General features: G+C 58.5%; 13 protein-coding genes. 4 read left to right on the top strand and 9 right to left on the bottom strand.

Translation table 11 applies throughout. The features are described 5' to 3' along the window. Positions 1 to 81 precede the first annotated feature (81 nt). From QFW87_RS05525 to QFW87_RS05505, 5 genes are all read right to left on the bottom strand, one after another. Positions 82 to 1,422: a hypothetical protein gene (locus tag QFW87_RS05525; RefSeq protein ID WP_283190005.1), complete on the bottom strand. Its 1,341-nt coding sequence runs from the start codon at positions 1,420 to 1,422 to the stop codon at positions 82 to 84. Between the two features lie 9 nt (positions 1,423 to 1,431). After that, positions 1,432 to 1,920 (bottom strand): CS1 type fimbrial major subunit, encoded by a 489-nt coding sequence (locus QFW87_RS05520; protein ID WP_283183127.1) that lies wholly within the window; start codon positions 1,918 to 1,920, stop codon positions 1,432 to 1,434. A 46-nt stretch (positions 1,921 to 1,966) separates the two neighbouring features. After that, complete coding sequence (locus QFW87_RS05515; protein ID WP_283183126.1) at positions 1,967 to 2,707, bottom strand: molecular chaperone; 741 nt, start codon at positions 2,705 to 2,707, stop codon at positions 1,967 to 1,969. 59 nt (positions 2,708 to 2,766) lie between these two features. Continuing rightward, positions 2,767 to 5,289, bottom strand: coding sequence for a CS1-pili formation C-terminal domain-containing protein (locus QFW87_RS05510; RefSeq protein WP_283190004.1), 2,523 nt, complete (start codon positions 5,287 to 5,289; stop codon positions 2,767 to 2,769). Positions 5,290 to 5,395: 106 nt separating this feature from the next. Beyond that, positions 5,396 to 5,881 carry a CS1 type fimbrial major subunit gene (locus QFW87_RS05505; protein WP_283190003.1) on the bottom strand — a complete coding sequence of 162 codons (486 nt, stop codon included), beginning with the start codon at positions 5,879 to 5,881 and terminating at the stop codon, positions 5,396 to 5,398. A 503-nt stretch (positions 5,882 to 6,384) separates the two neighbouring features. Between QFW87_RS05505 and QFW87_RS05500 the strand changes: the two genes are divergently transcribed. Together QFW87_RS05500 and QFW87_RS05495 are read left to right on the top strand one after the other, a co-directional pair. Next, positions 6,385 to 6,966: a PadR family transcriptional regulator gene (locus QFW87_RS05500; RefSeq protein WP_283190002.1), complete on the top strand. Its 582-nt coding sequence runs from the start codon at positions 6,385 to 6,387 to the stop codon at positions 6,964 to 6,966. Beyond that, positions 6,963 to 7,748, top strand: a complete 786-nt coding sequence (locus tag QFW87_RS05495) for a siderophore-interacting protein (RefSeq protein WP_283190001.1) — start codon at positions 6,963 to 6,965, stop codon at positions 7,746 to 7,748. Before QFW87_RS05500 ends, QFW87_RS05495 begins: the two co-directional genes overlap by 4 nt. Before the next feature lie 15 nt (positions 7,749 to 7,763). On the opposite strand, the gene QFW87_RS05490 is transcribed toward QFW87_RS05495, so the two are convergent. Both QFW87_RS05490 and QFW87_RS05485 read right to left on the bottom strand, forming a co-directional pair. Beyond that, entirely contained in the window at positions 7,764 to 8,420 is a 657-nt protein-coding gene (locus tag QFW87_RS05490; RefSeq protein ID WP_283183121.1) for a Pr6Pr family membrane protein, read from the bottom strand. Between the two features lie 2 nt (positions 8,421 to 8,422). Continuing rightward, a complete protein-coding gene (locus QFW87_RS05485; RefSeq protein ID WP_007944895.1) occupies positions 8,423 to 8,653 on the bottom strand; it encodes a VF530 family protein in 231 nt (76 codons plus the stop codon). A 283-nt stretch (positions 8,654 to 8,936) separates the two neighbouring features. On the opposite strand from QFW87_RS05485, the gene QFW87_RS05480 reads away from it, so the two are divergent. Next, positions 8,937 to 10,319, top strand: coding sequence for a carbohydrate porin (locus QFW87_RS05480; protein ID WP_283190000.1), 1,383 nt, complete (start codon positions 8,937 to 8,939; stop codon positions 10,317 to 10,319). Between the two features lie 90 nt (positions 10,320 to 10,409). Beyond that, positions 10,410 to 12,821: a glucose/quinate/shikimate family membrane-bound PQQ-dependent dehydrogenase gene (locus QFW87_RS05475; protein WP_283189999.1), complete on the top strand. Its 2,412-nt coding sequence runs from the start codon at positions 10,410 to 10,412 to the stop codon at positions 12,819 to 12,821. 154 nt (positions 12,822 to 12,975) lie between these two features. On the opposite strand, the gene QFW87_RS05470 is transcribed toward QFW87_RS05475, so the two are convergent. After that, complete coding sequence (locus QFW87_RS05470) at positions 12,976 to 13,395, bottom strand: group 1 truncated hemoglobin (RefSeq protein ID WP_283183118.1); 420 nt, start codon at positions 13,393 to 13,395, stop codon at positions 12,976 to 12,978. Further along, positions 13,395 to 14,258: a DUF3034 family protein gene (locus tag QFW87_RS05465; RefSeq protein ID WP_283183117.1), complete on the bottom strand. Its 864-nt coding sequence runs from the start codon at positions 14,256 to 14,258 to the stop codon at positions 13,395 to 13,397. Before QFW87_RS05465 ends, QFW87_RS05470 begins: the two co-directional genes overlap by 1 nt. Between the last annotated feature and the right edge of the window lie 3 nt (positions 14,259 to 14,261).

Genomic DNA, 14,261 nt, shown 5'->3' with positions numbered 1-14,261 from the left:
GAGCTGAGTCGCCCGTTGCGCGAGCCACACCGCTGGTGCCGGGTTCGCCTATGGGAGCGAGCTCGCTCCCACAGTTTTCTATCAAACTTCCGAATCCCAGATAACCGTGACATCGCCGGAATACGTACTGGCAACATCCGTTACCAGCATTTTCTCGACTTCGTCGCGTCCGACTTCGAAGTGCAGCGTTCCCTCCCCACGACTCACATAAAAAACGGGCTGGAAGAAATCAGTACCCACGCCATCCAAACGCAAGGGACGGCTTTTGACGGCATCTCCGCCACGGCTGGTCAAGCCATAGGGCAAGCTCACGGCAATATCCAGCGCCACCGTCTGATCAGACACCGGATCCTTCAAGGCACAGGTGTTGTTAGCCTGATGCTGGCATTCCAACGTCATTTTAAAAGCCGAGGAGGACGAAACGCTGAAGGTCTGGTCCCTGAACAACCGCGTCGGTTTGCGTCCTTGATTCAGCCAGGCTTGCCAGCCGCCCTGGGGCACCAGTTCGACTTTATTGCCGCCCGGTGGAACCTCGATCTTCAGCTGATGCTTCACAGTGAGGGTGAAGTTGAATATGAAAGTATTACCGCTCACGACATTCATAAGGTCACCGAAATCGAAGTCATTACTTCGACCCACCGAATAACTCGTGGTGCCTGTGTACTGCCCGTCGGACATCCCCAATGGATTAGGCGTTTTGAGTTCGTAGGCAAATTCAAGTGAGCGCAAAGTGAACCAATTGACATCCATCGACGGTTGCCGGCTGCAGGCACCCGCCCCCTCCGGCACAAGCCAGAAAAAACTGGCGTCCCTGACGCCTGCCGCCAGATGGCCAGTTCTCATGCACGGGCTGGGGGCTTCCCGCCATTGAGCGATCCAGCCCCCTCCCGCCTCCGGTGCCCAGGCGCTGACCCCGGGTGGTCGAGGCATTTTCCACGCCGAGCCGACGCCGGCAATCCGCATTTGAACAACCTCCGTTCTGTTCGTACCGACATGATTTACCACCACGTCTTTGAACGTCGAAGGAACCTTGAACATTGCTCCTTCTCTGGGGTTTGTATGGTTCGCCAGAAAGGGCCCTGTGCTGTCTGCGGCGAACCCTTCAAATCGAAGACTGAAAATGTTCAGGCTTTTGCATTGTGCGGGAATATGAACCCGGCAAATGCTGCTTATTGGCGTGGTATTTTTAAAGATGTTTTCAGTCGGCTTGTTCACATTCGGCTCAAATAACGCCTCGATTTCATAGACGAGGTCATCGGCACTGGCGGCCTGCAAGTGCAGAAACAACAACGCCCCGAGAGCAAGTACCGAAGCACGGTTCTTTGTAATTCTCTTGTTTAAATACATCATTTGGGTCCTGAAAAGCAGCAAAGTGGCCGTTCTTGAGGCGGTCTTGCGATTCACCTTCAGAGCGTTTTCCATCACGTCCAGCTAAGGCGCCAAGGCCTCGAAAATCATGTACACGCTGCCGTAGTAACTGCCCGGCTGATAACCATTCGGCACTTCCACTGCGGCCACTTCCAGACCTACGCGCCGGCCGGCCCGGCCATCCAGTTCGGAAATCACCTCTTCGGCGTCCACAGTCAGTCGCTTACTGTTGAACGTCACGATCAAGGGAATGTCTTCACCGGCCTGGCCATTGCTCAGATACGGCTCGACACTGAGCCTGGCGGAAATACCGCCGTTGGTATTTTTCACATCGAAGTTTTTGCGCAACGGAGCCAACCGGTTTGTTATCGGGCTATAGGGCAGCAGTTGTTGCTGATGAATCCAGCCCGGTTCCGACGGGATCACGTAAAACTCCGCGATGGGAATGGTCACCGCCACCTCGAAGGTTTCCCGGAAGGCGGTCGCCTGAACGACGCCACTGACCGCTATGAGCAGCGCCAGCGATGTAGTTACGAGTGTTGCCTTGAACATGATTAATCACCTGACACGGTCAAAAATGGCGCTTGCGCAGCGAGCTTCAGCCCTTGAGCTCCAGCACCTTCGTAGCCTTGCCTTCGATCATCGTGAAGCGATATTCGCGACCGCTCTGTTTGTCGAACTGGAATGTGCGGCCCGGCAGGATGTGATGCTTGGTGGTCGGCTGGCAGTCGGATTCGTTCTTGGCCGAGCAGTCCCTGAACTCATCGATCACCACCACCGAATTGCCTTGATTGCGGATGCGGTACTGACCCGGGCCGTCATCGATCGTGCTGTCGAAGCGTGTTTGCTCGGGTCGGACAAAAAATATCGTGCCGTAACCGGCCAGCACATTGACCCCGGCTGACAGACCTTTTTTGTACGCTTCGCGCTCGTCGCTGGACACGGCGAACTCGTCTTCCTTTTCCGGTACGACAGGCACAAATCGCACTCGAAAATAACGCTCACGGTCCCGCTTGCCCATGTACACCAGACGGGTGCCCTGCATGCCGTTGGCCGGAACGATCAAGCGTGCGGGGCTGGCCATCAGACCGTTGCGGGCAGCCATATCGGCCTGAGCCGTCAGAGGAATTTCCCGCGAGGTGCCATCCGCGTCATAGACGATTTCCAGGATATTGACCTTGACGAAGGCCGTGGCATCGCCGCCGTTGAACACCCGTTTCAAGTACGTACTTTTGTCAGCGTCCAAGTAGTCGTAGACCACCCCGACATTGATCGCCGGCCCCGCATTGGCCATCAGCGGCAACCAGCCAGCAAACAGCAGTGCCCATCGATAATTCATTTTCTTGTCCTCTTGGTGGTGACCTGTGAGCAGCCTTGATTGAGTCCTTGAACCGCTCATCAACCCGGTGCATGAAGGGTGTCGGGCCCCTGCGCCAACGTATCGCTGGTGCACCGAAGATCGCCGATCAGCAACAGGTTGTTTTCAGTGCGGGCCTTGCTCGGATCAAGCCGGAATTGACACAGCAACTGCTCGCCGCGTCGTACTTCCAGCGTCGGCGAACCGGCGTTCATTTCCATGGAGAAGAAACCGTCCACTTCCGTCACCCCACGACTGGCATGATTGATGATGTGGTGACCCTTGAGCGGCTTGCCCTGGGGGTCGAGCAACCGACCGAGCACGGTCAGGGTTTTGCTCACGGTGATCTTTCTGTAATCCACCCCGCCCTTGTTCAGGTGATAGCGGGTGCGCGGCGGCTGAATGCTCGCCGACGGCACGTGATTGCCTTCGAAGTCGAAGCTGACCGAACTGTTTTTGTAGGCGGTCAGCGGCACGTAGTTGCGGCCGGGCCGCAACGTCGCACTGCCGCCGCTGAAGTCGTCGGCTCGCAGGGCGATCTCATCGAGATCGGTTTCCACATCAATGATCATCCCGGCGCCACCGCGGTGTTGCTCGCTGCTCATGACGATGTGCTGCCCGCCCACGGCCACGGTGCTGTCGAAGTTCAAGCCGCCGGTGTAATTGCCGTTGTAGGACGACCGCTGGACGAAGGCATCGCCATTGAACGTGTCGGTCCGGAAACTGCTGAGTCCGGAAAGGCCCACGCCATAAGTGTCGGCGAGGGCCATGACCGAGACGTTTTGCAGAACGTGGTCTTCAAGGGTTTTGCTATAGGTCAGCGAGCCGTTGTTGTCGCGTCCGCCCTCCCGGGCCGTACGAGTGCCGATGCTGCCCGACCATTGTTCACCCGGTCCGCCGAGCGCCACGTTGACGCTCAGGTCGACCCCGCGATTACGTTCGTCGCCACTGCTGAAACTGCCCGGCCGGTCGAACACCGAGAAGCGCCAACTGGCGTCACTGCCGAACAACCGGGTTCTTTGCGACCAGCCCAGATCAAGCGCGACACCTTCCGTGTTGCCCTCACTGTAGGAAACCCGACCATTGAATGAATTCTTGCTGCTGAGCCGATGGTTGATCGCCAGTGAGCTGTTGCTGGTCTGGCCGGTGAACACGTTGCGCTGGCGTATGCGTGTGCCGTCCGGCAAGTTTTCATACGTATTGGTGGTGTCCAGCCAACTGCGGGTGTGCGTGGCGAAAAGATTGCCTGAGCCGTAGTTGTAGAGGGCTTGCAGGTCCATGCCGGTGCCGTGGTCTTTGGTTTGATAGAGGTTGGCATACAGGCTGGTGTTGTTGGCCAGGGACCAGTCGATCGACGAACCATACTGCTGTTTGTCCTGCAGCTGACGCGCCGACAACCCCAGAATCACCCGCGGATGCAGCAGGTAATTGACTGCCGCACCGGCCGTCAAATCGCCATGGGACTGTTGATCCCAATTGCTCAGCAATTTGCTTTCCTGGCCGGCGAACAGGCTGTAGCGCCAGCGCTCATCGTGGTTACGCCAGTTGGTGGGTTTGTACACCAGCTCCTCGGTGGTCGAGGTGATCTGGCCGTCTTCGATCAACCGCACCTCGACTTCGTAGATGCCGCCGGGCAATGACCGCGTATCGAGGGTTTGCAGGCCAGCACCGATAGCCTGGGTGTTGATCAAGACGCCGTTGCGAAAAATCTCCACCGACGCCTGGCGGTTGGCCGTGACGTAGATCGGATAAACGCTGGGTGCCGAGCTGTTGATCGCCAGACTGTCGGAGCTGCCGTACATCAGGCCTGCTGCCGTATCGGGGCTGGCACCAAACGAGCGCAGTTGTCGGGTAAGGCCTTCGGAGCTGGGGGTGAAATAGCCGAGTCGCAGAAAACTGCCCTGCAATTCCCGCTGGCTGAATAACTCGTGAACCGCGTGATAGAGCTTGTCATCCGGGCCACCGAGCCGGGCCAGTTGCAGGTTCACCCGCTGGGTCCAGTTACCCAGGCTGCTGCTGGCCTCAAGACCATAGCGCCCACCCAGGTCCTGATCCTGGCCGCCATTGAGGTTGAGCTGGTTGCGCACGATCAGGCCAGTACTGCCGCCGTCGGGTAATTCGTAATAACGCGGGGTCTCGACATCGCGCTCGGCATTTTCGGTGGCCATCGAAAGCAGTGAGTTCTGCAGGTTGTAATGCACCGCCTGCATCTGTTCCGGGCAGCTGCCCTGGCAGGCACCCAAGGCAACGCCTTGCTTCAGGTAACTGGCCCAGACCTCTCGCTCACTGGCGGGGATGCGACTGTCACCGACGTCGGTAAAATCTATCAAGGTGACACGATCATCTTTGGTCAAAACGATCATTGCCTCACCGAGAAACTGCTGATCACGCTCCACCCGAACCGCTAATGGCACATCGAAGAAGTGCTCTTCGAATTCCGCCGGCAACCCTTTGGCCTGCGCAAGCAGACTACGCGGTGTGTTGTCGTTGTTAGTGGGGGCAGCGACGGCACTGGCACACAAAAAAAGTGCGAGCGCGGTCGCGATGGGAGTCATCGGGAACATGATCTGAAATCTCAATTACATAAGAAGTCGGCGCCCACTTGTCATCCAGTGATGACAAGTGGGCAAGACCGCTGAATAAAAAACTTTATTCAAAAAGATATTTCAATTACGGCTTGATAACAGGTTCAAATACCACGGCAAAACTGGTTGAGTAATCACCCGTCTGGGTCGCTGTCGGAGTTTGGGCCCTGATGACCATTTCCCGTTGCACGCCCGGTACGGAGTCCAGTTCGTTGACGACTTCAGTGGTGGTGCTGCCCAATTCAACGCCACCAATCGTAACTGTCAGTGGAATGCTGTCACGGCCGTTGTACAGCGCCGCGTCACCATCGATCAGTGCGTTGATGGCACCTTTCGGGTCGGTGTGTTTCATGTTGAAGAGACCACGTACGGTAGTCAGATCACCGCTGCCCTGCTGGGACATGGTTTCGTCACGACCGAAATCCGGGTTTTGCGGCGCAACATTGAACAGCGAAGTAGGAACGAACGCCTTGATGTTGATGACCTGGTTAATCGGTTCTGCGGCGAATGCCATGGACGAACCCAGTGCCAGGACGGCCAGAGGAGCAGCAAATGCGATTTTTTTGAACATCGATCAGTACCTGTTTTTTTTAAGTGATTAGATCATTGAAAGTTCAAACAACACCTACCAGGTTCGGTCATGTTTACCTGCACTTCCAACGCCAGACCATGATCGACTGTTCGCTCTGGAAAATAAGCAAGCAACTTCCGACAATCACGTAGTTAATCGCCCCCATGACCAGCCAGAAAAAAGAACAAAAACAAGAATCACAACACAACAACTGTAGGCTGTGCCCTACATACAGTTTTACGGAAAAAAACATACAGCGCTTTCAACTAACAAACTTGGGACTTTCGAGGACTTTTATAATATAAACTCAGTAATTATTAGAGCAATGACTTTAATTAACTCTCAACTCGCAGTAACTAAAGAGTAAGCGTGCCACGCCAATTGAAAGTCAACGTTCAGGTTGCCTGCCACTCGTCGCTTGAAAGGTGCTGCCCAAAAAACACCTTGCTTTCGCATTAAGATATATCTTAAGTTGTATCTAAATACGACGAGAGAGAAGGAAAATGAGAGACCATCATTCCCCCCACCGCGAACACAGCGACGGCCGCGACGGCTTCGAGAAACGCCCTGGCCCCGGCCGCGAACGCGGTGGACGCGGCCCCCGGGTGTTCGCCCCCGGTGATCTGAAACTGCTGCTGCTGGCGCTGATCGCCGAGCAGCCTTGCCACGGCTATGACCTGATCCGCCAGATCGAAAGCATGTTCGACGGCGCGTACAGCCCCAGCCCCGGTGTGATTTACCCGACCCTGACCTTCCTTGAAGAAAGCGAGATGATCCTGGGCGACGCCGAGGGCGGGAAAAAACGCTACACCATCACCGATGCCGGACGTCTGTCGTTAAGCGATCAGGCGATCGCACTGGACGGCGTGCGGATGCGCATCGAAGTCAGCAAGCGCTCATTGCGCGGCCATGACCGCCCCGCCGAGATCCACGAAGCGGTGCACAACTTGCGTCATGCCTTGCAGATGCATCACGGCCGCTGGAGCCCGGAAGAAATCCTGCGTGTGCGCGACCTGCTCAACAAAACCGCCAAAGCCATCGTCGATGGCCCTGTCGTTCAACCCGTTCAGGAGCAAGCCGAATGACTGAAGTGATCGTGCAAACCATTCACCGTGTCAGCCACGAGATCAAACGCCGTCGTCTGGAAGTGTTGCGGGTGGTCGACCTGACGCCGCGCATGCGCCGCATCACGCTGGGTGGACCGGAACTGGCGGGCTTCGTCAGTCTCGGCACGGATGACCACGTCAAACTGCTGTTTCCACAAAACGCGGCGGAACAAGCGGCGCTGGAAACCCTGGTGCTCGGTGCCGGTAAAGACAACGGCCCGATGCCGGCGATGCGCGACTACACACCGCGTCGTTACGACCTGAACACGCTGGAACTGGACATCGACTTCGTGCTGCACGGCGACGGCCCCGCTTCGACCTGGGCCGAACAAGCCAAACCCGGCCAATTCCTGCACATCGGCGGCCCACGGGGCTCGATGATCGTGCCGGACATCTTCGACAGCTACTTGCTGATCGGTGACGAAACTGCCCTGCCCGCGATCGCTCGGCGGCTGGAAGGCCTGGCGGCCAATCGCCGGGCATTGGTGATTGTGGAAGTAGAGAACGGCGCCGAACAGCAAGGACTGGAAAGCGCCGCGCAGGTCAACGTGATCTGGGTCTTGCGCGAGGGCGGCAAGGACAACCTGCTGAAGACCGTGACGCAGCTGCAAGTGCCCAGCGGCAATCTGTACGCCTGGGTGGCGACCGAGAGCAAAGTGTCGCGGCAGATACGCCGGGTGTTGCTGGATGAGCACGGGCTTAACGAGCAGTCCGTCAAAGCCGTCGGCTACTGGCGGCTGGGTGACAGCGACGAGGAGTGATTCGTGCTGGCGGCGCTATCGGCGCCGCCCAAGCTGGCGGTCGATACCCATCAATAGCAGGGCAATCACCACAAACCCCACCAACAACCCGCCAGCATTCACGAACACCTGTGGATAACCAAGCTTCTCGACATCAATGAACGGATAGGGATAAACCGCCAGCAGACGCCCGCGCCACAACGCATACGCGAAGTACACCACTGGATAGATCACCCACGCCGCGATATGCCGCAGTCGTAACGTGCCTTTCGGCACACAAAACCACCAATAAGCCAGAAACAGCAGTGGCATGACGTCATGCATCAGCTCATCGGCCAGCCATTGCCAGCCTTGCGGATGCCATAAATGGCGCAACAATACGTTGTACCCCAGGCCGACCACGGCGATGCTCACGGCAATGCCGCTACTCACCCACGGCTGCAAAAACCAGCGGCGCGCCGCCGACTCGCGGGACGTCAGCTCACACGTCAGCACGGTCGCCACCAGCGTATTGCTCAGCACGGTGAAATAGCTGAAGAAGCTGACCAGCCCACCGAGCAGGCTGGCCGCCAGCGTCCAGCGTGAGTAGAAAATCAAGTACAGCTGAATGCTCAGTCCCGCCCAGCCGAGCACCGCCGCCACAGCGACAAAACGACGCCTCGCGGCAGAACCTGGCGTCGGTGGGTTGACCATGCTCAGACCGGGCGCTTGGTGCGCATCAACTTCACGTACAAGCGTTCTACCTTCTCCCGTGCCCACGGGGTTTTGCGCAGGAAAGTCAGGCTCGACTTGATGCTCGGGTCACTCTTGAAGCAGCGGATATCGATGCGCTCGGCCAGCCCCGACCATTCGTAATGTTCAACCAGCGCGTTGAGGATTTGCTCCAGCGTCACGCCGTGCAGCGGGTTGTTGTTCTGTTCGGTCATGCCGGGCCTTCGAGCGGTGAAAGAATGGGAAGCCGCGCACCTTAGCCGAGGGTGTGGTCGGGTGGAAGCGCTCTGTGCGCTATCTGTTAAATGTAGGTGAACCCGCAAAGATCGCCTCCCGGCACTGTTACCGAATACGAAAGAATTCATGTCAGTAAAAGCGCTTTCTCTATTTGTAACAGGACATTATCCTTGCGCCCGTCAAGCTGAAACGCTTCCGCTGCCCGCGACATACTGCCGCTTCAGTTCACTTCCCAGAAAAAGACCCAGAATTACTTCCCCTATGCCTTATCTTCAAACTCCGCGAGACAGCGCTGTCTGCACCGCTATTGCTCGTCGAAAAGCCCTGAACCTGATTGGCGGATTCACCGCGCTGGGCCTCGCCACTTGCACCCAGGCTGCTCCGGCCTTCGATAGCGAGTCGCCGTGGGTGCTCGGCGACTGGAACGGCACGCGCACCGAACTTTCGGAAAAAGGCTACGACTTCAAAGTCGATTACACCGGTGAAATGGGCAGCAATCTGCACGGCGGTTACGACCATGACCGCACCGCTCGCTACAGCGACCAGTTTGGCCTCGGCACCCACATAGACTTGCAGAAGATTCTGGGCTGGGACGACGCCGAATTTCAGCTGACCATCACCGAACGCAACGGCAACAACATCAGCAACGACCGGATCAACGATCCGCGCGTGGGCGGGTTCACCTCGGCTCAGGAAGTCTGGGGCCGTGGCCAGACCTGGCGCCTGACGCAGATGTGGTATCAGCAGAAATTCTTCGATCAAAAGCTCGACATCAAGGTCGGTCGTTTTGGCGAAGGCGAAGACTTCAACAGCTTCCCCTGCGACTTCCAGAACCTGGCGTTCTGCGGTTCGCAGGTCGGCAACTGGGTCGGTGGAATTTGGTACAACTGGCCGGTCAGCCAATGGGCGATGAGGGTCAAATATCACCTGACGCCGGAGCTGTACGCGCAAGTCGGCGTCTATGAACAAAACCCGTCAAACCTTGATCGCGACAATGGTTTCAAGCTCAGCGGCAGCGGCACCCAGGGCGCGATCCTGCCGGTGGAACTGGTCTGGTCGCCGAAGCTCAACGGCCTGCCGGGGGAATACCGCGCCGGCTATTACTACAGCAACGCCAAAGCCACTGATGCCTACAAGGACAGCAACGGTCAGCCAGCCGCGTTGAGTGGCGAGGCTTACCGCAGCGCGTCGAGCAAACACGGTGTGTGGCTCGGTGTGCAGCAGCAATTGACCAGCCGCGCCAGCGACAACTCCCGCGGCCTGAGCGTGTTCGCCAACGGCACGATGCACGACAAGAAGACCAACGCCATCGACAACTATGTCCAGGCAGGCGTCGTCTACAAAGGCTTGTTCGATGCACGCGCCAAGGACGACATCGGTTTCGCCCTGGCTCGCGTCCACGTCAACCCGGCCTATCGCAAGAACGCTGAGGCGACCAATCAGGCCCGCGCGATCTTCGACTACGACGACCCGTCCTTCCTGCCACCGCAGGACACCGAATACAGCGCCGAACTCTATTACGGCGTGCACGTCACGAACTGGCTGACCGTGCGCCCGAACCTGCAATACATCCGCCACCCCGGTGGCGTGGAGAAGGTCGACGACGCGCTGATTGGCGGGATCAAAGTGCAAACGTCCTTCTAACCCAGTTTCTTAATGAACCCTGCCCGCCAAGGATCGTCATCTACAGTGAACTTGCGCGGGACTACTTAAAACGTCACGGAGAACCACACTATGAGCACTGATGGTGCTTTGAGTCGAAGCCGTCTGCTGCCGAGCCTGCTCGGCATCCTGCTTCTGCTAATGGGCCTGGCCATGCTGGCCGGGGGGATCAAGCTGAGCATGCTCGGCGGCTCGCTGTATTACCTGCTGGCCGGTATCGGCCTGGCGCTGACCGGCGTGTTGATGATCTTGGCACGCCGCGCTGCGCTGGGCCTTTACGCGCTGGTGCTGTTCGCCAGCACCGTTTGGGCCTTGTGGGAAGTCGGCCTCGATTGGTGGCAACTGGTGCCGCGCCTGGCGATGTTGTTTGCGCTGGGCCTCGTCATGCTGCTGCCGTGGTTTCGCCGTCCGCTGCTGATTACCGGCCCTGCGCCGATGGGCACCGGTGCACTGAGCGTGGCCGTGGTGCTGGCCGCCGTTGCTGCGCTGGCCAGCCAATTCACCAACCCCGGTGAAATCAAAGGCCAACTGGACCGCGACAGCGTGCCGGGCATGACCAACACCGCCCCGGCCATGCCTGACGGTGACTGGAATTCCTACGGCCGCAGTGCTCACGGCGATCGTTACTCGCCACTGGCACAGATCACCCCGCAGAACGTGAACAAGCTCGTTCCGGCCTGGACCTACCGCACCGGTGACATCCCGGGCCCTAACGACCCGGGCGAAACCACCGCTGAAAACACTCCGCTGAAAGTCAACGGCATGCTCTACGTCTGCACGCCGCACAGCCAGGTGATCGCGCTGGACCCGGACACTGGCAAGGAAATCTGGCGTTTCGATCCGAAGCTCTCCACGCAAAACGCGGCGAACTTCAAGGGTTGGGCGCACATGACCTGCCGTGGCGTGACCTATCACGATGACGCCGCCTACGCTTCCGAGCAGAGCCCGACGGGCACTGCCAGCCCTGCGCCGGTCAGCAACGTCTGCCCACGCCGCATTTTCCTGCCGACTGCCGACACCCGTCTGATCGCCCTCGACGCCGACACCGGCAAGATGTGCGAAGACTTTGGCGACAAGGGCCAGGTTGATCTGCGCGCCAACATCGGCGGCTTCACTGCGGGCGGTTACTACTCCACCTCACCTCCAGCGGTCACTAAAGACTTGGTGGTGATTGGTGGCCACGTCACCGACAACGTCTCCACCGACGAGCCTAGCGGCGTGATCCGCGCGTTCGACGTGCACACCGGCAAACTGATGTGGAACTGGGACAGCGGCAACCCGGACGACACCACGCCGATTGCCGAAGGCAAGGTCTACACCCGCAACTCGCCGAACATGTGGTCCATGTTCGCCGTCGATGAAAAACTCGGCATGCTTTACCTGCCGATGGGCAACCAGACCCCGGACCAGTTCGGTGGCGCTCGCACCCCTGAATCGGAACTGCACGCCGCCGGCCTGACCGCGCTGGACATCGCCACCGGCAAAGTGCGCTGGCACTACCAGTTCACCCACCATGACCTGTGGGACATGGACGTCGGCGGCCAGCCAACCCTGATGGACCTGAAAACCGCAGACGGCGTGAAGCCAGCGGTACTCGCGTCCACCAAGCAAGGCAGCATCTACGTGCTGGACCGCAGCACTGGCCATGCGATCGTGCCGATCAACGAAGTGCCGGTGCCACAAGGCGCAGTCGAAGGTGATCACACTTCGCCAACCCAGCCGAAATCCGATCTGAACCTGATGCCGCCGCCGCTGAAAGAACGCGACATGTGGGGCGTGACGCCGTTCGACCAACTGATCTGCCGGATCGACTTCAAATCTATGCGCTACGACGGCCCGTTCACCCCGCCATCGTTGCAAGGTTCGATCGTGTATCCAGGCAACTTCGGCGTGTTCGACTGGGGCGGCATCTCGGTTGACCCGGTGCGTCAGATCGCTTTCATGAACCCGGACTACATGGCGTTCAAATCGAAAATGATCCCGGCCGCCGAAATCGCCGCCCAAGGCCCGCGTAAAAGCGAAACCGAAGGCGTGCAGCCAAACAAAGGCGCGCCATACGGCGTCATCCTCGAACCCCTGCTCTCGCCATTGGGCCTGCCGTGCCAGGCACCGGCCTGGGGTTACGTGACAGCGGTCGACCTGACCACCAGCAAAATCATCTGGAAACACAAAAACGGCACCGTGCGCGACAGCTCACCGGTTCCGATCCCGCTGAGCATGGGCGTACCTAGCCTGGGCGGGACTTTCACCACTGCCGGTGGCGTGGGCTTCCTGAGCGGCACACTTGACCAATACCTGCGCGCCTATGACGTGAAAAACGGCAAGCAGTTGTGGGAAGGCCGCCTGCCAGCCGGCGCGCAAACCACGCCGATGACCTACACCGGCAAGGACGGCAAGCAATACGTGCTTGTTGTTGCAGGCGGTCATGGGTCGCTGGGCACCAAGCAAGGTGACTATGTGATTGCGTACAAACTGTCCGAGTAAGTTTTAGCGGCGGTTAAAGGAAAGGCGACTCCTGTGAGGGGGTCGCCTTTTTTGTGCTGACCGGGCATGAACGCAATCCCTTGTAAGAGCGAAGCTTGCTCGCGAAAGCTTGACCGTGAACAGAGTATCTACAGGGATCGCATGCGAATCGGTGTTATTTCTCAATCACGTCAGGGCGCATGGGTGCCAGTCTGGCGATCAAGCAGTTTTGTACGGGGACGCTGATGCCCTGTTCATCCATCGCGGCGATAAGGTCTTCGACCAGTGCATTGAAGTCGCTGCGGCTGACGTTCTGACCCTTGTGACTCTCGGCCATGCTGTCGCCGGTGTACACACAAGGGCCGCCCGCTTCGACGCAGAACTGTTCGATCAGTTTGTCCCGCAGGCGCTGGATATCAATCTTGCGAAAACGCTCGACGATGCGTTCATCCCTGGCGATGTTCAGCAACATGCCTTCAACAATCCGAGTGATCCCCGGTCGCTCGCCGAGGTCGCGGTAGAGGCTGTCGTCCTTGGGCGGTTGCTGTACGCAGGCACTCAACAGCAGCGCCAGAATCAGAGGGGAAATCCGCATCAGAAACTCCCCTGGATCGACAGATACGTGCCGTTCTGGTTATCCAGCGTGGCGATTTCGCCGAGCCGGGCGTAGGCCAACACCACCGAGACATGCTTGTTGGGGAAATAGCCGACAAACAGATCCGCCCAATCGCTTTCCCCGGAGAACGACAGGTTGTCTGGTTTCTCTCGATATTCAACGCCCACCGCCCAACGCGGATTGAACAGCACCGCGACCGAACCTTCTTTCAACAGGCTGCGCGAGTCGCGACGATCACCGCCAAACCCCAGCAACCCCAACTCGTTCGCACGGCTGTAACGCAAGCTACCATTGACCAACAGGTTGTAGCCAAACGCTGCGCCCATGAACAAACGACTGGCGGCCAGATAACCTTCGGTATCGCTGTCACGCTTGGCGCCAACCAGGCTGGGGATCAAAAAATCACGATGATGTTTGTATTCCAGTCCCAACGAAACCTGCGGCAAGTCGTCGTAGATCACGTCGCCAAACAGCCGAACCTTCACCCCAAGCACGTCCTGTCCGAGGCTGTCTTCCGGCAGGTTCAGCTTGTGCACCAACGAACCGAGATCAAAGCGTTGCCGGGCAAAGGACAATTCAACGCGGTTGTCATAGGCCAACGCGAGACCCGCCACATCCAGCCGATAGTCCGGCAGGTTGACGGTGGTGGCGAACGCCGTGGCGCCCCACTCACTCTTTTCGCCATAACCGGCGAGCACCGCCCACGGCGTAATGCCACCGCCCGCCGTACCTTCGAGGCTGCTGGCGCCGCCGGTGGCGATCAGACGACCGTTATCGGCCACGGCGGTTTGCAGGGTCAGGCCGACGAGACAGCCGAGCAACAGGGAAAAACGTGAAGTCATGAA

It is taken from the genome of Pseudomonas sp. PMCC200344 (genome assembly GCF_030053095.1).
In the GTDB taxonomy this organism is placed as follows: Bacteria; Pseudomonadota; Gammaproteobacteria; order Pseudomonadales; family Pseudomonadaceae; genus Aquipseudomonas; species Aquipseudomonas svalbardensis.
This window is presented reverse-complemented; position numbering and strand designations above follow the sequence as displayed.

What these genes read in the sequence shown, in the direction of transcription:
- QFW87_RS05515 (WP_283183126.1), bottom strand. Translation starts at nt 2,707, where the DNA reads ATGAATTATCGATGGGCACTGCTGTTTGCTGGCTGGTTGCCGCTGATG.
- QFW87_RS05505 (WP_283190003.1), bottom strand. Translation starts at nt 5,881, where the DNA reads ATGTTCAAAAAAATCGCATTTGCTGCTCCTCTGGCCGTCCTGGCACTG.
- QFW87_RS05500 (WP_283190002.1), top strand. Translation starts at nt 6,385, where the DNA reads ATGAGAGACCATCATTCCCCCCACCGCGAACACAGCGACGGCCGCGAC.
- QFW87_RS05485 (WP_007944895.1), bottom strand. Translation starts at nt 8,653, where the DNA reads ATGACCGAACAGAACAACAACCCGCTGCACGGCGTGACGCTGGAGCAA.
- QFW87_RS05475 (WP_283189999.1), top strand. Translation starts at nt 10,410, where the DNA reads ATGAGCACTGATGGTGCTTTGAGTCGAAGCCGTCTGCTGCCGAGCCTG.
- QFW87_RS05480 (WP_283190000.1), top strand. Translation starts at nt 8,937, where the DNA reads ATGCCTTATCTTCAAACTCCGCGAGACAGCGCTGTCTGCACCGCTATT.
- QFW87_RS05465 (WP_283183117.1), bottom strand. Translation starts at nt 14,258, where the DNA reads ATGACTTCACGTTTTTCCCTGTTGCTCGGCTGTCTCGTCGGCCTGACC.
- QFW87_RS05470 (WP_283183118.1), bottom strand. Translation starts at nt 13,395, where the DNA reads ATGCGGATTTCCCCTCTGATTCTGGCGCTGCTGTTGAGTGCCTGCGTA.
- QFW87_RS05510 (WP_283190004.1), bottom strand. Translation starts at nt 5,289, where the DNA reads ATGTTCCCGATGACTCCCATCGCGACCGCGCTCGCACTTTTTTTGTGT.
- QFW87_RS05525 (WP_283190005.1), bottom strand. Translation starts at nt 1,422, where the DNA reads ATGGAAAACGCTCTGAAGGTGAATCGCAAGACCGCCTCAAGAACGGCC.
- QFW87_RS05520 (WP_283183127.1), bottom strand. Translation starts at nt 1,920, where the DNA reads ATGTTCAAGGCAACACTCGTAACTACATCGCTGGCGCTGCTCATAGCG.
- QFW87_RS05495 (WP_283190001.1), top strand. Translation starts at nt 6,963, where the DNA reads ATGACTGAAGTGATCGTGCAAACCATTCACCGTGTCAGCCACGAGATC.
- QFW87_RS05490 (WP_283183121.1), bottom strand. Translation starts at nt 8,420, where the DNA reads ATGGTCAACCCACCGACGCCAGGTTCTGCCGCGAGGCGTCGTTTTGTC.